The sequence below is a fragment of the Haloferax denitrificans ATCC 35960 genome, assembly GCF_000337795.1.
Classification (GTDB): Archaea; Halobacteriota; Halobacteria; order Halobacteriales; family Haloferacaceae; genus Haloferax; species Haloferax denitrificans.
Genome location: NZ_AOLP01000004.1, coordinates 116,839 through 137,006, shown reverse-complemented (window position 1 = coordinate 137,006; position 20,168 = coordinate 116,839). Strand labels below are relative to the sequence as shown.

The window sequence follows — 20,168 nt, the reverse complement described above, 5'->3', positions numbered from 1 at the left end:
CGAGGACGCAAAGCCACAAGAGCGCGCAAGCGGCGAACTCCTATATACGAAGCCGCGACAAGCACCGACCGACGACAGACCAACGCGGGGCGGAACGGACCGGTGCGGTCCGCGCCGACCCGACTGCGACACCGACTTCGAACCCACTACGATGACCGACGAACCCGACGGAACCCACGAGACAGGCGACGAGACCACCCCCGACTCGGTCCGGTCGAACACACCGGGTCGCGGCGTCCGCCCCGAAGCGGCCGCCATCGAACCCGCCGCGCCCGACGACTTCGGCCTCGTGCAGGTGTGGTGGGGCGACGGCAAGGGGAAGACCACGGCCGCGATGGGCATGGGCTTCCGCGCCGCCGGCCACGGCTACCGCGTCCATATGCTCCAGTTCCTGAAGGGCGGCGCGGACTCCGTCGAGGCCGTCCGCGGGGAGTACAACGCCATCGCGGCGATGCCCGGGTTCTCCTTCGAGAACCTCGGTCACTACGGCTGGGCCGGGATGGCCGACGGGAGCGACGACGCCGACCACGAGGCGCAGGTCGCCGCCGGCCTCGACCGGGCGCGCGAACTCGTCGACGCCGCGTCCGACGCCGACCTCTCGGAACCGCTCGACCTCGACGGCCCGCCGGAGGACGGCGTCCACCTCCTCATCATCGACGAACTCCTCTACGCGGTGGCGATGGGACTGCTCGACGAGGCCGACGTGCTCGACCTCGTGGAGCGAAAGCCCGAGAACCTCGAACTCGTGTTGACCGGGAGCCACGACGAACCGACCTACATCTACGACGCCGCGGACCTCGTGACCAACGTCCGAAAAGAGAAACACCCCATCGACGCCGGCCAGCGCGCGAGAAAAGGGACCGAGTACTGAACGCCGATTCGGTGCCGGATCAGCGCCGACCGAGCACCGACTGGGCGGTGAGACAGCGCCGATTCAGAGCCGCCGGGCGATGTCCAGCGCCTCGTCGGTCGGTACCGGTTCGTCAAGCGACCGGAGCGTCTCGACGAGCGCTGCGACCTTCGTTTCGTCGGGGTCGTCGCCGACCCGCTCCAAGAGCCGTCGGGCCGCGCCGGTCCCGCTCTGCGGGCCGAAGTAGAGCGTTCGCGACCCACCGAAGACGGCCGGGTCGAACGGCTCGAACGTCGCCGGGTCGTCGAGCATCGCCGCCGTGTGGAGCCCGGACTCGTGAGAGAACACGTCCGCGCCGAGCACCGATTTCTCCGCCGGCACCGACTCCCCGAGCGCCGTCAGCACGTCGTTCGCCCGGGGGATGAGCGTCGAGGGGTCGAGCGCGGGGCGGTTCACGGCCCGGCTCGTCTCGGCCGCGACGACGAACTCCTCGACGGGGACGTTGCCGGCGCGCTCGCCGATACCGGCGACCGATACGTCCACCTTCTGCACGTCGTGAGCGACCGCGGTGAGCGCGTTGGCCGTGGCGACGCCGAGGTCGTCGTGGAAGTGGACCCCGAGGCGGGTCGGGTCGGCGTCGAGGTCGTGGAGGAACGACGACACCTCGAACGGCGTCTTCGAGCCCACGGTGTCCGCGATAGTGAGGTACGTCGCGTCTATCGAGCCGAACAGGTCGCCGAGGAACGCGGGGTTGGTCCGGAAGCCGTCCATCGCGGTGAAGTGGACCTCAAGCCCGGTCTCGATCGCGGCATCGACCGTCTCGCAGACGAGCGAGCGCAGTTCGTCCTCGTCTTTCCCGAGCAGTCCGGTCCGCTGGCGCTCGCTGGTCGGCGCGAACACGTCGATGACGTCGACGCCGGCGTCGACCGCGGCCTCGACGTCCTTGGGAACGGCGCGGGCGATGCCCGTGAGCTTCGTCTCCACGTCGACGGCGTCACAGACCTCGCCGGTCTGTGCGCCCGCAATCGGGAAGCCGACCTGCACGTAGTCGACGCCGAGGTCGTCGAGGGCGCGGACGGCCGCGACTTTCTGGCCCGTCGTGTAGGACGCGCCGGGGCGCTGTTCGCCCTCGCGGCAGGTCACGTCGAGGAGGACCGGCTCCGCGGCCGCCATTCAGACCCCTCCCACGCGCCGGAGCGCGTCGATGTCGGCGTCGTCGTAGCCGAGCGACGAGAGAATCGCCTCGGTGTGTTCGCCGAGCTTCGGCGGGTCGGTCGATTCGGGTCGGCCGAAGCCGCTGGCGACGACCGGGAACCGCGGGACGCTGACGGACCGCGACGTTCCCTCGGCGGTCTCGACCTCGGTGAAGAAGTCGGTCGCCCGCAGGTGGGGGTCGGCGGCGACCTCGTCCATCGAGTTCACCTTGGCGACGGGGACGCCGACCTCGCGCAGGCCGGCGACGAGGTCGGCCGCGGGAAGCGTCTCGCACTCGGCGCGGAGCAGGTCCATGAGTTCGTCGAGGTTCTCCCGGCGGTCCGGGAGCGTGTTGAACCGCTCGTCCTCGTGGAGGTCGAGACCGAGCGCCTCGCAGAGCGCCGTCCATTGACGCTCGCCGGAGGGACCGATGAACACCCACTCGTCGTCGGCCGTCTCGAACACGTCGTAGGGTGCCCAGTTGGGGTGCGACGCGCCCATCGGCCCCGGCACGTCGTCGTAGGCTTCGGTGTACGCGAGCCAGTAGCCCATCATCGAGACGGTGGACTCGAACAGCGGCGCGGTCACCTTCGACCCCTCGCCGGTCCGGTCGCGTCGGTACAGCGCCCCGAGGACGGCTATCGCGCCGTAGAACGACGCGGCCATATCGGCGATGCTCGTGCCCGACCGGACCGGGGGCATCCCCTCGTGACCGGTGACGCTCATCAGCCCCGACAGCGCCTCGGCGATGGGGTCGAGCGCGGGGTACGACTCGTAGGGACCGGGGTTGAATCCCTTGATGGAGCAGTAGACGAGGTCCGGATGCGTCTCTTTCAACTGCTCGTAGCCGATGCCCAGTCGCTCGGCGGTGCCCGGCGCGTAGTTCTCGACGACCACGTCGGTCTCGTCGAGCAGGTCGAAGAACGCGTCGAGCGCCGCGTCGGACTTGAGGTCGAGCGTGATGCTCCGCTTGTCCCGGTTGACGTAGTTGAACGAGCTGTTTCCGACCGGCGACGACCCGCGGATGAGGTCGCCGCCCTTCGGGTGTTCGACCTTGATGACGTCCGCGCCGAGGTCGGCGAGGAGCATCGAACAGAACGGCCCGGCGATGATGTGACCGAGTTCGAGCACGCGCACGCCGTCGAGCGGGAGCCCGGACGTCGCCGACGCGGTCGCAGAGCCGGTCGCGTCCGCGGTAGTCTCGGCACTTTCGGCGCTCTTGGCGCGCTCGGCGCTGTCGCCGCTCATGGAGTGACGCCCCCGGCCCCCGCGGGCGACGACGAGCGCTCGCCGGCCCGCTCGGAGCCGAAGAGAATCGTCTCGCCGTCCTCGCCGAAGACGAACGCGTCGGCGAGGTCGAACGACACGTCGAGTCGGTCGCCCGCGACCGCGTCGTCGACGGCGTCGCTCACCACGTCGAAGGGGGTGCCGTCTTCGAGGCGGCCGTGGACCACGGACTCGGTCCCGAGGGTTTCGACGACTTCCACGTCGACAGAGAGCCGACACGCCCCGGCGGAGCCCACGTCGAGATACTGCGGCCTGATGCCGAGTCTGACGCGACCGGCGGGCGAGACGTCGACGCCGGCAGGGAGCGAAAGCGCGAACCCGGGGCCGACGAGTGCGGTCCCGCCGTCTCGCTCCTCGACCGCGCAGTCGACGACGTTGGTCGAGGGCATGCCGATGAACTGCGCGACGTACTCCGAGTTCGGGTAGTCGAACAGCTGTTTCGGCGGGTCGACCTGCGCGAGTTCGCCGTCGCGCAGGAGGACCACCTGGTCGCTCATCGTCATCGCCTCGGTCTGGTCGTGGGTGACGTAGACGACGGTGGTGTCGAGTTCCTGGTGGAGCCGCTGAATCTCGACGCGGAGGTCGGACTTGAGCTTCGCGTCGAGGTCGGACATCGGCTCGTCCAGAAGCAGCACGTCGGGGTCCTGCACGAACGCGCCGCCGAGGGCGACGCGCTGTTGTTGGCCGCCGGAGAGTTCGGCGGGCATCTTCTCCAACTGCGCTTCGATTTGGAGGACTTCGGCGGCCTCGTCGATGCGCTCGTCGCGTTCTGCCTTCGGGACGCCGTGAATCTTCAGGCCGTAGCCGATGTTCTCGCGGACGGACATGTGCGGGTAGAGCGCGATGGACTGGAACACCATCGAGACGTTGCGCTCCTGCGGCGGGAGGTCGGTCACGTCCTCGTCGCCGAACGAGACGGTGCCCGAGGTGGGCGTCTCCAGTCCGGCCAACATGCGCAGGGTCGTCGTCTTTCCACAACCCGAGGGGCCGACGAAGGTCGTAAACGAGCCTTCGGGGATGTCGAGGCTGAGGTCGTCGACGGCGACGTGCGTGTTTCCGAGGGTGCGAAACTCCTTTCTGACGGTGTCGAGGTGGATGCTGGTTGCCATTATTCGAGGCCTCCAACGCTGAAGCCCTGGAGGAGGTATCGTTGCAGGAACAGTGCGATGAGGAACGGCGGAATCGAGATGAGAAGCGAGACGGCCATCGTCTCGCCCCAGCCGATGCTGACGCGGTCCAAGAACAGCGACGCGCCGACGGTGATGGTGTACATCTCGTCGCGGCTCATCACGACGCGCGCCATGGTGAAGTCGTTCCACGCGACGGCGAACGCGAAGATGGCCGCGGAGATGTAGCCGGGTCGGGCCACCGGCAGGACCACGTCTCTGACGGTGCGCCAGCGGCTCGCGCCGCGGACCCACGCGGACTCTTCGAGCGCGATGGGGACGGTCTGGAAGTACTGCCACATCAGCCAGATGCAGAACGGCGCGGAGATGGCCGTCAGCGCGAGGGTGAGTGCGAAGTGGCTGTTGAGGAGGCCGAGCGTCGAGAAGACGACGTACAGCGGGATAGCGAGGACGATGGGACTGAACATGTACGAGAACAGCACCGCCCGCGCCGCCAGCGACTTCCCGGTGAAGTCGAAGCGCGTCAGGCCGTAGCCCGCCGCGACCGCGATAGTCGTCGAGAGGACGGTCGACCCGAGGGTGACCACGAGACTGTTGACGAAGTACCGGACCGTGTCGGTCGACCCGAGGAGGACGAGGAAGTTCCGGAGCGACGGCTCGGTGGGCAACAGGTTCACCCGCCCGCCGGCGAACGTCGTCGCCGGCGACTGGATGGCGATGACCACCATCACGTACACCGGGATGATGGTGAACACCGAGATGAGAAGCGCCGTCAGGTAGACGGCGATTCGCTGGAGGCGTTTCTGGGTGTCGTGGGAGACGAGGCCGCGACCGGAAGACGTCGCCATCTCACGCCACCTCCTTTTCCGGGGCGAACGCCCGGAAGTAGACCACCGCGACGCCGGCGAGGAGGAAGAACATGACGCCGGCGAGCGCCGTCGCCATGCCGAAGTTCACCTCGCTGAACGCGAGTTGGTAGACGCGAATCGGGAGCGTCGTCGTCTGCTGGAGCGGGCCGCCCCGCGTCGAGAGGTAGATGATGTCGAACTTGTTGAACATCCAGATGCCCCTGACGAGGAGGATGATGAGAATCGCGCCGCGGAGGTGCGGGAAGGTGATGTCGCGGAACGCCTGCCACGTCGTCGCGCCCTCGACCCTCGCCCGCTCGTAGAGGTCGGGGTCGATGGCCTGCAATCGGGCGAGCAGGATGAAGAAGGCGAAGCTGGCGAACTTCCAGACGCTCGTGATGACGACCGCCGGCATGGCGAACTCCAAGGTCGAGAAGAACGCGATGGGCTTGTCGATGAGCCCGGCGTCGACGAGGAACTGGTTCAGAATCCCGATGTTGGGGTCGAGGATGAACTTCCACATGAAGATGACAACGAGCGTCGGCAGGAGGTACGGGAAAATCATCAGCGTCCGCAGGGCGTCGCCGCCGCGGATGCGCTGATTGATGACGAGCGCGAGGCCCAGCCCGATGACGAGGCTCAGCCCCGTCGTCGCCACCGCGTAGACGACGCTGTTCCAGAGGAAGCCCCAGAACGCGCCGTTGCCGAGGAGTTCGGCGTAGTTGCCGAGGCCGACGAACTCGGGGTTCCGCACGGGCGACGCGAACAGGCTCATCCCGAGCGCGTAAACGATGGGGATGACCCAGACCACGACGAAGAACGCGAGCATCGGCACGAAACACGCCGCCAACAGGAGCGTCGTGCCGTCCACGTCGCGCTCTCGGAGGGCCGACCCGGCGGCCGCCAACCGCGATTTGAGGGCCGTACTCATTGCAACCCGCGGAGCTTGTCGGCCAGCCAGTCGACCGTCTCGTCGGGCGTGAGCCCGCCGACGAGAAGCTGGTCCGCGGCCTGTCCGAAGAGCTGTTCGCTGTAGGCGTCGGCCGCGACGATATTCGGCGCGCCGTCGTCACCCGTCGCGAGGACGCTCGTGAAGGCGTCCCAGTTGTCGCGGACGAGGTTCATCACGTCGGGGTGCTGTTGGATGACCTCGTTTTCGGTCACCTCGGGCGCGTCGAGTTGCTCCCGCGTCGGCGGGAACTGGAACAGCGGCGCGGAGAGCACGAAGTCGAAGAAGCGCGACGAACTCGTGAAGAAGTCCACGAACGCCTGTGCGCCCTCGGTGTTCTGGCCGTCGTTGCGGACGAGGTGGCCCTCCATGTACGACCACCACTTGTCCTGTGCGGCCCCGCTCGGCACGGGGAACGGCATCGGACTGAGGTTCTCGACGAGGTCGGGGCGGTTGGCCTGAATCGTGAGGATGGGGAGGCCGCCGACGCTGGCGATGGCCGCGGCGTTCTCCTGTTGGAGCGCGCCGATGGCGTCGCCCCACGCCCACCCAGAGCCGTTCGGCGAGTACTCGGCCATCGACTGGACCCACTCGAACGTCTCGACGGCCGCCTGTCGGTTGTCGTCGTTGTCGAGTCTGACCTCGATGCCGTCGGAGGGACCGCCGTAAATCTCCACGTCGTTCTGCCAGAGGTACTGCGTCATCTGGGTGTCGGCGTTGTTCGTCTGCCCCGACTGGATGACGTAGCCCTCCATCGACTCGTTGGCCGACACCTCACCGGCGGCCTCGACCCACTCGCTCCACGACGCGGGCATCTCCGAGTACACGTCGTTTCGGTACCACCCCATGAGCGGTTCGACCATCGCGGCCGCGAAGTACGACTCGCCGCCGACGTTGACCGGGTCGGGCAGGTCGTTATCTTGGACGGCCCCCGTGACCGGCGCGAGGACGCCGTCGCGCTGGAGCCGATACGCGTCGGTCGAGGTGTCGAAAAGCAGGTCCGGCGGGTTGCCCGCGGCGACCATCTTCTGCATCTCGGCGTCCGAGGACGTCCCCTTGGCCGTGTAAATCATCTCGACCGTGTGGTCGGTCTCCTCCTCGAACTCGGCGATAATCTCGTCCATCACGTCCTTCGAGTCGCCGCGGTCCGAGAGGTATCGAATCGGCTCGTTGGAGCCGCCGCCACCACCGCCACCGAGACAGCCCGCCGTCGTCACCGCCGCCGCGCTCCCGACCGCCGCGAGGAACGTCCGGCGCGACGACCCGCGCGTTTGCCGCCCGTCTCCACCACGAGAGTGATTCCCATCTATCATGGTAATTGCAAACAATACGTACACCGGTAGAGGCCACGTCAGTAGTGCCTACCCCTGTTGGCTCTTTATATTGGTTTCCGCGAAAATGGTGACGTGTTTCAGGTGTCTTAGGCGCTTAAAACCCGACCCGCGGCGTGCGCGGAGAGCCGACCCGGTCGGTATCGGAGTCGGTCGCGGTCAAGTGCTATCGGGGTTCGCGGGCGTCGTCGCGTCGGCGAGCGCGTCGCTGAGGAGTTTCTTTTCGGCCCGGCGGAGGTGTTCCAACACGGTCGGCCTGCTCACCTCGAACGCCGCCGCGATTTCCTCGACCGTGACGCCCCGCGGCCAGTCGTAGTAGCCGCGTTCGAGCGCGTAGCCGACGACCTCGGCCTGCCGCTTCGAGAGCCGCGTGGACGGACCGACGAAGGGTTTCAGCCGCCGGAGTTCGACGGTGCCGAGCGACCGGAGCCCGGAGATGATGGCCTTGAGGTCGGCCCGCCGAAACACGACCACGTCGAAGACGCGCGAGCGCCCGTAGAACTGGCTCATCCGCTGGAGCATCCCGTGGTTCTCGCGGATGACAGGGAGCGCGCCGGAGGACCGCTTGGTGATGAGCAGTTGGTCGTCGCCGACGAGTTCGAGGTCGCGGACGACCTCGCTGGCGGCGAGTCGGTCGGCCATCTCGTCGCGGTGCTCCCCGGCGTCGACGACGAAGCGGATGTCGGTCTCGCCGAGCACCTCGCAGTTCGTCACGACGACCGGTCCGTCGACGAGGTCGCTCACGTGCGACAACACGTAGTCTTCGTTCAGTTCGAGGAGGATGGTCGCGCGGAGCATCGCTATCGGAACCTCCGGCTGTCGGGGCTGGACGGGCGTCCGAGACGGTCCTGTTCGACCACGGCTACTGCGCCGATACGTCGCCCGCGGGTAATAGCTGTATCCCGAGGCGGGCGGGTGCTCGCTCACGCATCCCGAGGCGGGCGGTCGCTACCGACTCGCTCCAGTTACTCCTCGTCGGGCGACACCGTGATGACGGGGACCGGAGCGCTCCGGACCGTCTCCTCGGCGACGCTCCCGAGGAGGATGCGGTCGACGCCGCTCCGCCCGGTCGTCCCCATGACGACCGCGTGGATGTCGTTGTCCGCGACGTACTCTCGAATCGCCGCGCTCGGCGAGCCGTGCTCGATGGTCTCGGCGAGCTTCGTGACGCCGTGTTCGTTCGCCTCCTCGACGACCTGCGAAATCGCCTCGTTCGCGCCGCGTTCGCTCTCCTCGCCGGAGAGCATCGACCGCACGTCGAACCCGAGCGCGGAGTCGTCGACGACCGAGAGGACGTGGACCGTCGCGTCGAGTTCGGCGGCGAGTTCGAGCCCGTGGCTCGTCGCCCGCCTCGCGGAGCGACTGCCGTCGGTCGGGATGAGGACGCGCTCGTAGGGGAACGTCAGCTCCTCGTCGGGCTTCATGCGGGCGGTGAGCACCGGCCGGTCCGACAGGCGGACGACCTTCTCCGTGACGCTCCCGCGAAGCTGTCGGGAGATGCCCTCCCGCCCGTGGGTCGGCATCACGATGAGGTCGTAGTCGTACTCCTCGGCGTACTGGACGATGGTCGGCGCGGGGTTGCCCTGCACCACGTCCGTCGAGTAGTCGACGCCGAGGTTCTTGAGCGTCTCCGCCGCCTCCTCGACGACGCTCTCGCCCTCGCGTTCGAGCGCGTCGACCACGTCGTTGTCGACGACGGTGACGCTGTCGCGGGTCGTGTCGGCGACGAAGAGCAGTCGAATCTCCGCGTCGTCCCAGTGGGCGAGTTCGCTGGCGTGGTGGAGGACCGCGCTCGACGACGTGCTCTCGTCGACCGGCAGGAGGATGCGCTCGTACATGGCTTATCATACACCCGGTCGCCGGTAAGTCCTTTCGCCGGACGGCGTTCGCGGACCGCCCGCCGCTGGCGTCACGACCCCCGGCGCGCCACACAGTTATCAGACAGCAGTCACAACGGGACGACCATGGCACCGACAGACGAGTCGTCCCGCGGCGGCGAAACGCGGCCGCGACGCCGCCGCCGGAACCGACGCCGACAGCGCGGCGACGACGGCGAGGGTGGCATTGACGCGTGGCTCGACGCGACGGTCTACTTCGGACTCGGACAGCACCTGCTCCTCGCGCTTCCGATGCTCTGGGTCGCCTTCATGACCGTCTCGACGCCCGTTGCGGTCACGACCGCGGCCGTCGTCTCGCTGTCTGCCGCCTGCCTCGCCATCGGCGCGCTCCGGTTGGGCGCCGTCTCCGTCGGTGCGCCGTGGCACCGCATCGAGGACAGCGAACTCGGTCTCGGCCCCGACGCGGGCTACGGGGCCCTCGTCCGACGGGCGGCCTACCTGAACGCGACGCTCGGCCTCGGGACGTTCCTCGGCGCGCGGGCCGACCTCGTCGGCGCGGGACTCGCCGGCTCTGTCGTCGTCGCCGGCGGCGTCGCGCTCTGTGCGATGCTCGCGCTCCCACGACTGCGGGCCGCGCCGGCCCGCACGTCGGCCGCGGCCGCCGGTGCCTACTACGCCGTCTCGCTCCTCGTCGTGGCCGCGTTCCCCGGCGCGGTCGACCTGTTTTCCCTCGCGCCGTCGGTCGCGCTCTGCGTGCTCGCGGTCGCGGCCGCCTGCGCGTTCGACGTGGTGACCGGCCGAGACCGTCGCTGACGGCCTCTCGGCTTCGCGGTCGTCTCGCCGCCGTCCGCGGGCATCAAGTTTTCAACCCTCGCGCACCGACTCGTCGGGCATGACACCGATTCCGCGAACGGAACGCCCGCCCGAGGTGCCGCGACGTGGCTGACGCCGCGCTCGCCGACGACCCCGTGGCGGCGCTCCGCACGGCGGCCGAAACCCTCCGCGACCGACGCGAGGCGGTCGACGAAATCGGCCGCGAGGAGCTTCGAACGCTCGCGTCGGCCGTCCGCGACGTGACCGGGATTCTCGACCGATACGAGGAGCGCGCGACCGACGACCTCGAAGGCTACGTCGCGTTCCGCGAGGCGCTGTCGGACCGGCTGGAGGAGGTCCCCGCGGACGTGCGCCACAGCGACGCCTTCATCGACGCCAACGAGTCGCTCACGACCGGCATCACCTCGTCGCTGTCGGCGTCGGACTTCGAGCAGGCCAGACGCGAGTTGGCCCCCGCCCGCGAGGAGGCGGCGCTCCTCGGCGAACTGGACGAGGCGAGAGACGACTACCGGAGCGCCCGCCGGCGGCTCCGGGAGCGCGCGGACGAACTCGACGAAGAAATCGACCGTCTCGAACGCGTGCGGGAACTCGGCGAGGCCGACATCGACGCGCCGGTGGACGAACTCCGCGACCCCATCGAGCGGTACGACGACGCCGTGACCGAGGCGTTCGACCGGTTCCGCGCCGAGTCGTCGGCCCGCGAACTGCTCGGGTGGCTGGCGGCCGCCGAGTCGTACCCGCTGGTCGAGACGCCCAGTCCCCCCGAGCGACTGCGCGAGTACCTCGAAACCGCCGCCATCGGCGACGAGCCGATTCCGACGCTCGTCGAGTACGCCGGCTACTCGCGGTCGAAGCTCGACCACTACGTCGAGGACCCCAAGCGGTTCTCCGCGGCCGTCGGGACGAACAAACGGTTTCTGGAGACGCTCGACGCCGACTCGCTGACCGTGTCGTGGCCGCCGGCGTCCGCCTCGGAACTCCGCTGGCGGACGAAGGAACTCGTCGCCGTCGTGAGTCGATTCGCCGACGCCGAGACGGTCGCCCGCGCCCGGGAAGTCCACGAACTGACGTACGAGGAGTCCTACGACCGCCTCCGCGACGCCGCGGTCGCCCGCGCGGAACTCACCGAAGACCAGCGCGACCGCCTCCGGCGTGGCGTCGTCGCAGACGAGCTGGCCGCCGCCCGCGAGGAGCGCGAGCGGGTCGAAGACTGCCTCGACGCGAACCCGCCGCTGGACGAGTAGGGGCCGACGAACCCCCGAGCCGGGGAAAAAGCACTTACCCGACTCGGCGGAACGCCCGATAATGCGTCTCCGGAAACTCGCTTTCCTCCTCGCGGTGGTCGGTCTCGTCTGCCTCCCCGCACCGGTGTACCTGCCCGCGCTCGCGGACGCGACGTCGCCACCGCCGAAAGTCTCGAATTCGTACCGGGCCGAGCCGGTGTCGCTGGCGAACCACTCGGACGTCGAGACCATCGTGCGCCGTCACGGCCGGTCGGTCTCGATTTCGGTGCATCAGGTGAGCCACCGGTACTCGGCCGACGAGTACCGCGCGCCGAACGAGACCCGCGAGACGCTGGAGACGGCGATGCGGAACGGGACCGCCCGGACGACGGCGGCGGGCGCGCAAGCCGACCTCCGCGCGATAGCGCGGAACAACACGTACGTCCACGACGCCTACGCCGAGCGCGAGCAGTACTACCGGTTCAGCGTGCGAGAGAACGGCTCGGTCGTCACCGCTCGAAACGCCACGCTCGGGCGTGTTGCGAACACCACCGTCGAACGGAGCGCGTACAGCTACGCGAACCTCTCGCCGGCGGCCAGAGAGACGGTCGACGGCGTCCTCCGGAACTCCTCGGACGGCGACTTCGGCTACCGACCGCGGGTGAACGACGCCTTCGTGGACCGCCTCCCGGCGCTCGTCGAGAAGGAGGGGACGCTCTACAGCATCACCGCCTACGCGCACGTCGACGACTTCGGCTTCGGGGCCGCGCTCGTCGTCGGCCTCGGCGTCGCGGGCGTCGGCGCGGTCCTGCTTCTCGTCGGAGGAGCGGTGTACGCTATCGCGTGGTGGCGCGAGTAGCGGGAGAAAAAACGCACCGAGCCGCGAGACGGCGGCTCAGTTCAGTTCAGGTCGGCTCGGTTCAGTTCGCGTCGAGGATTTCGACGTCGAAGACGAGCGTCTCGCCGGCGAGTTCGTGGTTGAAGTCGATGCGGACCACGTCGTCGTCGGCGTGGACGATTTCGCCGAGGCCGCCCTGCTGGGTCTGGACGTACAGGCCTTCCTCGGGCTCGTCGCCGAGCACCTCGCGGAGCTGTTCGGTCTCGTGCTCGCGGACGAGGTCCTCGTCGTGCTCGCCGTAGGCCTTCTCCGGCGGGATTTCGATGCTCTCTTCGTCGCCGACGGACATGCCGACGAGCGCCTCGTCGAGCCCCTCGATGACGGTTCCCGCGCCGACTTCGACCGCGAGCGGCTCGTAGTCGCGGTCGCCCTGCGCCTCGGAGAGTCCTTCGGCGTCGGCCACGTCCTGACGCGACGTGTCGAAGACCGTGCCGTCGGGGAGCTTTCCAACGTATTCGAGCGAAACGGAGTCGCCGGTTTCAATCGTCATACCGCGTACTCTCTGCCGGAGACGGATAAGTGGCCGTACTGCCGGCGAGTATATAATTCAGTTGTCAGAACGAGGCGCGCTCGTACTCTCGGCGCGCCGCGAGCGGAGCCTCAGAACAGTCGCCAGACGAGCGACCGGAGTTTGTAGCTCAGCGACCCGCGCTGGTAGCCGTTCCACCCGCTCATGCCGCCCGCGAGCGTCACCGCGTCGTACCCCTCCTCGCGGAGGAGCCCCGTCGCCCGCTTTGCGACGATACCCATCTTACAGACGACGACCACGTCGCGGTCCCGCGGAATCTCGTCCAGCCGACGCCGAAGCGAGGCGTCGTCGCCCGACCGGAGGTCGTCGTAGACGGGGACGTTGCGGCTCCCGTCGGGTCCGTTCGCGTCGCTCACGTGACTCCCGTCGATTGCGCCGCGCTGGTAGTTCGACGCCGGTCTGATGTCGAGGATGAACAGGTCGTCGCCGTCGTCGAGGCGGGCGGCGAGTTCGTCGGGGCGAATCGAGGGCACAGGTCTCTCCACGTCGCTGGCGCGGAAAGCGCTGGTGCTTCGGCGGCCCGGCGCTCCGCCGTCGGTTCCGCGTGAGCGTTCGACGCCGTCCCGTCCGCCGAGACCGACGCCGTAGCTTGAACACGGCGGTCCGCGTAGCGCCCGTATGGAGTGGGACGAACGCTACCGGACCGGAACGTACCCGACCGACCCGGAGCCGTCGCCGGTGCTCCGGGCGTACCTCGACGAACTTCCCGACGGCCGCGCGCTCGACGTGGCGGCCGGAAACGGCCGTAACGCGCTGTTTCTCGCCGCGAACGGCTACCAGGTGGACGCCCTCGACCAGTCGAGCGAGGGGCTGAGCATCATCGACGAGCGCGCGCAGTCCCGCGGGTTCGCCGACCGCGTGGAGACGATTCGGGCCGACGCGACGACCCACGACTTCCCCGAGTCGACGTACGACCTCGTCACCATCAGCTACTTCCGGACGCTGGACCGCCTCGCCGACGTCAAGGCGGCGCTGAAGCCCGGCGGCGTGCTGTTCTACCAGCACCACCTGCGGGCCGACCCGCCGGCGACGGTGGGGCCGAGCACCGACAGATACCGCTTCGACTCGAACGAACTGCTCCGCGCCTGTCTCGACCTCACGGTGCTCTACTACGACGAATCGACCGAATCGCGCGACGACCGGCAGTCCGCGACGGCGACGATTATCGCGCGGAACACGCGGGGCGGGGCACAGTCGTATCCGCGGCGCAGGCTGACGGGACGGGACGTGTGACGGCACGACGTGGCTGTCCCGCCTGTTCGACCCGGCGCTCGGCCGCGAGTTTCCCAGTTAGTTCTCTAACCTGAGAAACACATATGACACGTCGAACTCGAACGAATCGTATGTCAACGGATTGGTTCACTCAGTCGGGGGCGACGGGGGCGGTGACCGTCCAGAAACGCGACGGCGCGTGGTTTCTCCAGTCGCCCGAAACCGATTCCGACGTGAAATGCATCTTCGATGACGGCGACGAACCCGCGGATTCGTCGGGACCGACGCGAGTGAGTATCACCGTCTCGAACTACATGGCGGGGCGCGGCAGTGACGTGGACTACCTCTTCGCCTCGGTCGGAGCGGACCAGTCGGGTTCGGGTTCCGACGGCCCCGAGTCGGCGGCCGAATCGGCGACCGAACCGGCGTCGGCATTGGAATCAGAGGCGGCGTCCAACGACGCGGGGAGCGCGGAGTCGACGCGAACGCTCTCGGAACTCACCGGGAGCGGGGCGTACGTGACCGTGGAGGCGACGGTCGAGTCGGTCGACTGGGTGGACAAAAACGACCCCGGCACGCCGGACATCCTCGGCCACCTCACGGACGAGAGCGCGCCGGACGGCGTCGTGTTCGTCGTCCCCGACGGCGTGAGCCACCCGTACCTCGGCGAGGGCGCGCGGTTCGAGTTCGCAGGGGCGAAAGACCACCACTACCGCGCGAAAGACCAGGTGCAGTTGCTGATAACGGACGCGACGCGGTTCACACAGCGCGCTCCGCCGGACGACGACCGCGACGCCCGCGGGTCGGGACGCGGGAGGACGCCGAGCGACCGCGAGCGCCTCGGGGCGCTTCGAGACATCGCCGAGAGCGCCATCGGCGACGAGACGTTCGTGGAGTCCCAGTCGAGCGACGACTCGCTCGTCGGCGCGGCGAAGCGCCGAGCGCGAAAGCAACAGCGCGACCCGGCGATAGACCCGCGGATGCAGGCGTTCGACGACGAGGGAAAAGACGAAGACGCGTCGTCGGACCGGGACGACGACTGAGCGACGGGTCCGGCGAATCGCGTGACGCACGGCCGACGACCGTTCGAGCGGTTCACAAATTGTACAAATTGTGAACTGTGTGGCCCGAAGTGGCGACCGACGTTACTCCGTCTTTTCGTCCTCGCGGTCCCGGCGGGCCGCGTCGGCGTCGCGGTCGGCGGGGTCGCCGTAGCCGCCGCCGCCCGGCGTCCGAACCGTGACGGTCGTGCCGGCGGGCACGTCGCGGGTCGTCTTCGACGGGACCGCCTCGCCGTCCACGAGGTTCTGTCCGGTCGCCCCGTCCTCGCCGCCGGCGATGCCGCGGGGGGCGACCCGGCGGCGCTCGGTGAGAAGCGAGACGGTCGCGTCGGCCTCGACCGTGACCGACCGGACGATGCCGAGGCCGCCGCGGAACTCGCCGCGGCCGCCGCTTCCCTCGCGGAGGCCGTACGCCTCGACGAAAAGCGGGTACTCGGCTTCCAGCGCCTCGACCGGCGTGTTGAGCGTGTTGGTCATCCCGACCTGCACGCCGTCCATGCCGTCGCCGCCGGCGCGGCCGCCGAACCCGCCGCCGATGGTCTCGTAGTAGGTGAAGCCGTCCGAACCGCCGGCGCGACTGCCGATGGTCAGGTTGTTCATCGTCCCCTGTCCCTGCGCGGGGACGCGCTCGGGGGCGGCGTCGGCGAGCGCCGAGAAGACCACGTCGGTCACGCGCTGGCTGGTCTCGACGTTGCCGCCGACGACCGCCGCGGGGGCGTCGGGGTTGAGAAGCGACCCCTCGGGAACCTCGACCGAGATAGGGTCGTAACAGCCCTGATTCGGCGGTATCTCGGGGTCAGTGACGCATCGAACGACGAAGTACACCGCGCTTTTCGCGACCGCGAGCGGGGCGTTGACGTTGCCGGCGACCTGGTCGGCCGTGCCGTCGAAGTCGAAGGCGACGGCGTCGCCGTCGACCGTCGCGGTCACCTCGATGGGGATGTCCTCGTCGGTCACGCCGTCGCCTTCGAGCACGTCGCGGGCGCGGTACTCGCCGTCGGGCAGGTCGCGCAGTTCCGCGGTGACGCGGTTCCGGGAGTAGTCCATCACGGCGTCGAACGCCGCGAGGACGCGGGACCGGCCGTGTTCCGCGACGAGGTCGGCCAGTCGCTCCTCGGCGCGCTCGTTCGCCGCGAGTTGCGCGCGGATGTCGGCGCGGCGCTCGCCGGGGTTTCGGACGTTGGCCAAGAGGAGCGACAGCACGTCGTCGTTGGTCTCGCCGCCGGCGACGAGTCTGACCGGCGGGAGTCGGAGCCCCTCCTGATAGATTTCGCGCGCGCCGGCGGGCATACTGCCGGGCGTCATCCCGCCCACGTCGGCGTGGTGCGCCCGCGAGACGGCGTAGCCGAGCACCTCGCCGTCGACCGAAAGCGGCGACACCATCGTCACGTCGGGGAGGTGCGTGCCGCCCTCGAAGGGGTCGTTGAGGACGAACACGTCGCCCGGTTCCGGGTCGTAGTCGAGGACCGTGTCAACGGCCTCGGGCATCGCGCCGAGGTGGACCGGGATGTGTTCGGCCTGCGCGACGAGGCGGCCGTCGGCGTCGAACAGCGCCGTCGAGCAGTCGCGGCGCTCCTTGATGTTCGGCGAGTACGACGAGGTGATGAGCACCTGTCCCATCTCCTCGGCGACGCTCTCGAACTGGTTGCGCATGATTTCGAGCGTCACGGGGTCGACCTCGCGGTCGCTCATTCGCCGTCACCCCCGCTGGTGAGGACGAGCGTCCCGTCGGCCCCGACCGTCCCGCCCCACGCCGGGGGCACGACGACGGTGCTCTCGTGCTGTTCGAGGATGGCCGGCCCCTCGACGGTCGTCCCCGTGCCGAGGCCGTCGCGGTCGTAGACCGGCGTCTCGCGGAACGCGCCGTCGAAGAAGGCCTCGCGGGTGTCTTTGCGGGCGTCGCCGCCGCCGCGGTAGGTCACGTCGAGGGAGTCGCGTTCGACCACGGCGGTCGCCCGGACGTTGACGAGTTCGACCGGGTCGTCGAGGCGGTAGCCGTAGGCGCTCTCGTGGGCCTCGTGGAACCGCGCTTCGACCGCCGCGGCGTCGAACGTCTCGCCGACGGGCACGGTCAGTTCGAAGCTCTGGCCGACGTACCGGAGGTCGGCGGCGCGCCGGACCGCGGCGTCGTCTGGGTCGGTCACGTCGTCGAGCGTGTCGGCTTCGAGGTCGGCGTAGGCGGAGTCGACCGCCGCGGCGTCGAGGCCGGACAGGGGTTGACGGAGCGTCCGCACCGAGTCGTGTTTCTGGTCGGCCGCGAGCAGGCCGTACGCCGAGAGGACGCCGCAGGCCCGCGGGACCACCACGGTCTCGATGTCGAGGCTCTCGGCGAGCGCGGCGGCGTGCATCGGGCCGGCACCGCCGAAGGCGACGAGACCGAACTGCCGCGGGTCGTGGCCGCGCTCGACCGTCACGGCGCGAATCGCCCGCGTCATGTTGGCGTTGGCGACGCGGTAGACGCCGCGGGCGGCCGCGAGCGCGTCGTCCAGTCCGGCCTCGTCGGCGAGGCCGGCGAGCGCGTCGCGGGCGGCGTCAACGTCGAGGGAGAGTTCGCCGCCGAGGGCGGAACTGCCGCCGATGTAGCCGAGGACGACGTTCGCGTCCGTCACGGTCGGCTCGGTGCCGCCGCGGCCGTAGCAGGCCGGGCCGGGGTTCGCGCCCGACGAGCGCGGCCCGACCCGGAGCGCGTTGCCCGAGTCGACCCACGCGATAGAGCCGCCGCCCGCGCCGACGGTGTTCACGTCCACCATCGGCGTCTTGATTGGCCTGCCGTTGATTTCGGCGTCGGTGGTCCGCTCGACCTCGTCGTCGCGGACGAGGCTCACGTCGCTGGAGGTGCCGCCCATGTCGAAGGTGACGAGGCCGGCGAGGTCGTCGCCGGAGTCGGTGGCGGTCTCCGCCGCGCCGACGACGCCCGCGGCCGGCCCGGACATCGTGGTCGTCACGGCGTGTTCGCGCACGGTCGAAGCCGGAGCGATGCCGCTGTTGGCCTGCATTATCTTCGGGACCGGGACGCCGAGGTCGGCCGCGCGGGATTCGAGGCGGCCGAGGTAGCTGTCGATGGCCGGCGTCACGTAGGCGTCGACCGCGGTGGTCGAGGTGCGCTCGAACTCGCGGAACTCGGCGAGCACCTCGTGGGAGGCGGAGACGGGCGCGTCGAGTTCCTCTCGGAGCACGTCGGCGACGACGCGCTCGTTTTCGGGGTGCTGGTAGGCGTGCAGGAGCGAGACGGCGACGCTCTCCGCGCCGGCGTCGCGGATGTCGTCGGCGAGCGCGCGGACCTCGGACTCGTCGACTTCGGTCTGGATGCCGTCGACCGTCGCCCGCTCCGTCACCTCGAAGCGGCGGCGGCGCGGGACGAGCGGGGCGGGCTTGTCGGCGGTCACGTCGTAGAGGTCGGGACGGGCCTGTCGTCCGATTTCGAGCACGTCGCGGAACCCCTCGGTGGTGACGAGCGCGGTCGTCGCGCCGTCGTCTTCGAGGAGCGCGTTGACCGAGACGGTCATCGCGTGGGTGAACGCGTCGACCTCGGCCGGGTCGATGCCGGCGTCGTCGCAGGCCTTCTCGATGCCGCGGACGACGCCGACGCTCTGGTCGTCCGTGCTCGGGACTTTCGCGGTGACGAGGCGGCCCTCGGGAGTCAGAAGCGCCACGTCGGTGAAGGTGCCGCCGACGTCGACGCCGATTCGCGTCTCTGTGTCCATCAGAACACCCCCATATCGGCGGCGACCGTATAGAGCGTTCGGAGGCCGAGCCAGACGACGACGAGCGTCACCAGCCCGCCGACGACGTTCTGGAGCGTGGAGTTGGCGTACGACCCGAGGATGTCGCGGTCGTTCATCACGTAGATGAGGAAGACGGCGACGATAGGCAGGAGAACGCCGTTTGCGACCTGCGCGAAGACGATGGCCTGCACGGGGCTGTAGCCGACCGCGGAGAAGACGATGCCGACGAGCAGAATCGAGCCCCAGACGGCGCGGAACTTCGTGGACTGGAGGTCGGTGTCCCAGCCGAGCGCCCCCGCCGTCGCGTACGCGCCGGCCAGCGGGGCGGTCGTCGCGCTGGTGAAGCCCGCGGCGAACAGCCCGATGCCGAAGAACACCTTCGCCTGCGTGCCGACGAGGGGTTCGAGCTGTTCGGCCATCGTGCTGACGTTCTGGATGTTCGTCCCGACGGGGAACGCCGCCGCGGCGGTGACGAGAATCGAGATGGTGATGAAACCGCCGAGGACGATAGACAGAATCGTGTCGGCCCGCGACTCGTTCAACTCCTCGGGGCCGGCCCACCGCTCTTGGACGCTCCCGGCGTGGAGAAAGAGGTTGTAGCCGACGACGGTCGTCCCGATGAGGCCGGTGATGAGGAACGCCGACCCCTGCGGGACGCTCGGGACGAACCCGCGGGCGAGCGCGCCGAGGTCGGGACCGATGAGGATGGCGTCGACGAGGAAGGAGACGGCCATGATGGAGACGAGGCCGACGAGCGCCTTCTCGATGAGTTTGTACTTGCCGGACCACAGGAGGACGCCGGCGACGAGGCCCATCGCGGGCCCCCAGAGGTTGGCGCTGATGCCGGTCAGGCCCTCCAGTCCAGCCGCGCCGCCGAGGATGTTCCCGGTCTCGTAGGCGGCCGTGCCGATGCCGATGGCGCTCACGACGAGGGCGATACTGAGTCCCGACAGCGCGGGGCTGTCGAACTGTTCGCGGAGCGCCTCGCCGAGCCCCTCGCGGGAGACGAGGCCGAGGCGGGCGCTCATCTCCTGAAGCACGATAGTGGCGACTATCGAGAAGGCGATGGTCCAGACGAGCGCGTAGCCGAATCGCGCGCCCGTCACGCTCGCGGTCGTGACCGTTCCGGGGCCGATGAACGCGGCGGCGACCATCGCGCCCGGGCCGATGGATTTCAGACGTTGGATGAAGTTCATGGTTCTCCCTGTGAGGTGGATTGACGTATCAAACTCTGATTGATAAATCCCGGTTGAGAACGCCGT

At 69.1% G+C, this 20,168-nt stretch carries 19 protein-coding genes; 6 read left to right on the top strand and 13 right to left on the bottom strand.

All coding sequences use genetic code 11. The annotated features are described in order from the left end of the window. Nucleotides 1-151 precede the first annotated feature (151 nt). Nucleotides 152-871 (top strand): cob(I)yrinic acid a,c-diamide adenosyltransferase, encoded by a 720-nt coding sequence (locus C438_RS03500; protein WP_004967882.1) that lies wholly within the window; start codon nucleotides 152-154, stop codon nucleotides 869-871. Nucleotides 872-934: 63 nt separating this feature from the next. Here the strand turns inward: C438_RS03500 and C438_RS03495 are convergent, their stop codons facing one another. From C438_RS03495 to C438_RS03460, 8 genes are all read right to left on the bottom strand, one after another. Beyond that, complete coding sequence (locus tag C438_RS03495) at nucleotides 935-2,023, bottom strand: LeuA family protein (protein ID WP_004967881.1); 1,089 nt, start codon at nucleotides 2,021-2,023, stop codon at nucleotides 935-937. Beyond that, complete coding sequence (locus tag C438_RS03490; protein WP_004967880.1) at nucleotides 2,024-3,292, bottom strand: CaiB/BaiF CoA transferase family protein; 1,269 nt, start codon at nucleotides 3,290-3,292, stop codon at nucleotides 2,024-2,026. Beyond that, nucleotides 3,289-4,440: an ABC transporter ATP-binding protein gene (locus C438_RS03485; RefSeq protein WP_004967879.1), complete on the bottom strand. Its 1,152-nt coding sequence runs from the start codon at nucleotides 4,438-4,440 to the stop codon at nucleotides 3,289-3,291. The genes C438_RS03490 and C438_RS03485 overlap by 4 nt, the downstream gene beginning before the upstream one ends. Further along, nucleotides 4,440-5,306: a carbohydrate ABC transporter permease gene (locus tag C438_RS03480; protein WP_004040845.1), complete on the bottom strand. Its 867-nt coding sequence runs from the start codon at nucleotides 5,304-5,306 to the stop codon at nucleotides 4,440-4,442. Before C438_RS03480 ends, C438_RS03485 begins: the two co-directional genes overlap by 1 nt. A gap of 1 nt (nucleotide 5,307) precedes the next feature. Beyond that, on the bottom strand, nucleotides 5,308-6,237 hold the full coding sequence (locus tag C438_RS03475) for a carbohydrate ABC transporter permease (protein ID WP_004967878.1): 930 nt from the start codon (nucleotides 6,235-6,237) through the stop codon (nucleotides 5,308-5,310). Continuing rightward, nucleotides 6,234-7,472: an ABC transporter substrate-binding protein gene (locus C438_RS03470; RefSeq protein ID WP_004967877.1), complete on the bottom strand. Its 1,239-nt coding sequence runs from the start codon at nucleotides 7,470-7,472 to the stop codon at nucleotides 6,234-6,236. Before C438_RS03470 ends, C438_RS03475 begins: the two co-directional genes overlap by 4 nt. A gap of 273 nt (nucleotides 7,473-7,745) precedes the next feature. Further along, nucleotides 7,746-8,384 (bottom strand): helix-turn-helix domain-containing protein, encoded by a 639-nt coding sequence (locus tag C438_RS03465; RefSeq protein WP_004967876.1) that lies wholly within the window; start codon nucleotides 8,382-8,384, stop codon nucleotides 7,746-7,748. 167 nt (nucleotides 8,385-8,551) lie between these two features. After that, entirely contained in the window at nucleotides 8,552-9,424 is an 873-nt protein-coding gene (locus C438_RS03460) for a universal stress protein (protein WP_004967875.1), read from the bottom strand. 126 nt (nucleotides 9,425-9,550) lie between these two features. On the opposite strand from C438_RS03460, the gene C438_RS03455 reads away from it, so the two are divergent. The 3 genes from C438_RS03455 (at nucleotide 9,551) to C438_RS03445 (ending at nucleotide 12,340) form a co-directional block, all read left to right on the top strand. Next, a complete protein-coding gene (locus tag C438_RS03455) occupies nucleotides 9,551-10,237 on the top strand; it encodes a hypothetical protein (protein ID WP_004967874.1) in 687 nt (228 codons plus the stop codon). A 125-nt stretch (nucleotides 10,238-10,362) separates the two neighbouring features. Continuing rightward, nucleotides 10,363-11,502 carry a DUF7118 family protein gene (locus tag C438_RS03450; RefSeq protein WP_004967873.1) on the top strand — a complete coding sequence of 380 codons (1,140 nt, stop codon included), beginning with the start codon at nucleotides 10,363-10,365 and terminating at the stop codon, nucleotides 11,500-11,502. A gap of 61 nt (nucleotides 11,503-11,563) precedes the next feature. Further along, nucleotides 11,564-12,340 (top strand): hypothetical protein, encoded by a 777-nt coding sequence (locus C438_RS03445; RefSeq protein ID WP_004967872.1) that lies wholly within the window; start codon nucleotides 11,564-11,566, stop codon nucleotides 12,338-12,340. Between the two features lie 61 nt (nucleotides 12,341-12,401). On the opposite strand, the gene C438_RS03440 is transcribed toward C438_RS03445, so the two are convergent. Both C438_RS03440 and C438_RS03435 read right to left on the bottom strand, forming a co-directional pair. Continuing rightward, nucleotides 12,402-12,869 (bottom strand): FKBP-type peptidyl-prolyl cis-trans isomerase, encoded by a 468-nt coding sequence (locus tag C438_RS03440; protein WP_004967871.1) that lies wholly within the window; start codon nucleotides 12,867-12,869, stop codon nucleotides 12,402-12,404. A gap of 110 nt (nucleotides 12,870-12,979) precedes the next feature. Further along, the gene (locus C438_RS03435; protein ID WP_004967870.1) at nucleotides 12,980-13,381 is read right to left on the bottom strand and encodes a rhodanese-like domain-containing protein; all 402 of its coding nucleotides are present in this window, start codon (nucleotides 13,379-13,381) and stop codon (nucleotides 12,980-12,982) included. A gap of 145 nt (nucleotides 13,382-13,526) precedes the next feature. Here C438_RS03435 and C438_RS03430 point away from each other — a divergent pair, with 145 nt between their 5' ends. Beyond that, entirely contained in the window at nucleotides 13,527-14,141 is a 615-nt protein-coding gene (locus C438_RS03430) for a class I SAM-dependent methyltransferase (protein ID WP_004967869.1), read from the top strand. Between the two features lie 110 nt (nucleotides 14,142-14,251). Next, the gene (locus C438_RS03425; RefSeq protein ID WP_167321090.1) at nucleotides 14,252-15,163 is read left to right on the top strand and encodes a hypothetical protein; all 912 of its coding nucleotides are present in this window, start codon (nucleotides 14,252-14,254) and stop codon (nucleotides 15,161-15,163) included. A gap of 102 nt (nucleotides 15,164-15,265) precedes the next feature. Here the strand turns inward: C438_RS03425 and C438_RS03420 are convergent, their stop codons facing one another. From C438_RS03420 to C438_RS03410, 3 genes are read right to left on the bottom strand one after another with little or no spacing between them, the layout of a single operon-like run. Beyond that, nucleotides 15,266-16,873, bottom strand: a complete 1,608-nt coding sequence (locus tag C438_RS03420; RefSeq protein WP_004967867.1) for a hydantoinase B/oxoprolinase family protein — start codon at nucleotides 16,871-16,873, stop codon at nucleotides 15,266-15,268. Continuing rightward, entirely contained in the window at nucleotides 16,870-18,885 is a 2,016-nt protein-coding gene (locus tag C438_RS03415; protein WP_004967866.1) for a hydantoinase/oxoprolinase family protein, read from the bottom strand. The genes C438_RS03420 and C438_RS03415 overlap by 4 nt, the downstream gene beginning before the upstream one ends. After that, complete coding sequence (locus C438_RS03410; protein ID WP_004967865.1) at nucleotides 18,885-20,102, bottom strand: Nramp family divalent metal transporter; 1,218 nt, start codon at nucleotides 20,100-20,102, stop codon at nucleotides 18,885-18,887. The genes C438_RS03415 and C438_RS03410 overlap by 1 nt, the downstream gene beginning before the upstream one ends. Between the last annotated feature and the right edge of the window lie 66 nt (nucleotides 20,103-20,168).

Bases quoted from the DNA above. Each gene is read 5' to 3' on its own strand.
- C438_RS03490 (WP_004967880.1), bottom strand. From the start codon at position 3,292: ATGAGCGGCGACAGCGCCGAGCGCGCCAAGAGCGCCGAAAGTGCCGAG.
- C438_RS03455 (WP_004967874.1), top strand. From the start codon at position 9,551: ATGGCACCGACAGACGAGTCGTCCCGCGGCGGCGAAACGCGGCCGCGA.
- C438_RS03445 (WP_004967872.1), top strand. From the start codon at position 11,564: ATGCGTCTCCGGAAACTCGCTTTCCTCCTCGCGGTGGTCGGTCTCGTC.
- C438_RS03500 (WP_004967882.1), top strand. From the start codon at position 152: ATGACCGACGAACCCGACGGAACCCACGAGACAGGCGACGAGACCACC.
- C438_RS03465 (WP_004967876.1), bottom strand. From the start codon at position 8,384: ATGCTCCGCGCGACCATCCTCCTCGAACTGAACGAAGACTACGTGTTG.
- C438_RS03495 (WP_004967881.1), bottom strand. From the start codon at position 2,023: ATGGCGGCCGCGGAGCCGGTCCTCCTCGACGTGACCTGCCGCGAGGGC.
- C438_RS03475 (WP_004967878.1), bottom strand. From the start codon at position 6,237: ATGAGTACGGCCCTCAAATCGCGGTTGGCGGCCGCCGGGTCGGCCCTC.
- C438_RS03420 (WP_004967867.1), bottom strand. From the start codon at position 16,873: ATGAGCGACCGCGAGGTCGACCCCGTGACGCTCGAAATCATGCGCAAC.
- C438_RS03460 (WP_004967875.1), bottom strand. From the start codon at position 9,424: ATGTACGAGCGCATCCTCCTGCCGGTCGACGAGAGCACGTCGTCGAGC.
- C438_RS03440 (WP_004967871.1), bottom strand. From the start codon at position 12,869: ATGACGATTGAAACCGGCGACTCCGTTTCGCTCGAATACGTTGGAAAG.
- C438_RS03425 (WP_167321090.1), top strand. From the start codon at position 14,252: ATGTCAACGGATTGGTTCACTCAGTCGGGGGCGACGGGGGCGGTGACC.
- C438_RS03415 (WP_004967866.1), bottom strand. From the start codon at position 18,885: ATGGACACAGAGACGCGAATCGGCGTCGACGTCGGCGGCACCTTCACC.
- C438_RS03485 (WP_004967879.1), bottom strand. From the start codon at position 4,440: ATGGCAACCAGCATCCACCTCGACACCGTCAGAAAGGAGTTTCGCACC.
- C438_RS03430 (WP_004967869.1), top strand. From the start codon at position 13,527: ATGGAGTGGGACGAACGCTACCGGACCGGAACGTACCCGACCGACCCG.
- C438_RS03480 (WP_004040845.1), bottom strand. From the start codon at position 5,306: ATGGCGACGTCTTCCGGTCGCGGCCTCGTCTCCCACGACACCCAGAAA.
- C438_RS03410 (WP_004967865.1), bottom strand. From the start codon at position 20,102: ATGAACTTCATCCAACGTCTGAAATCCATCGGCCCGGGCGCGATGGTC.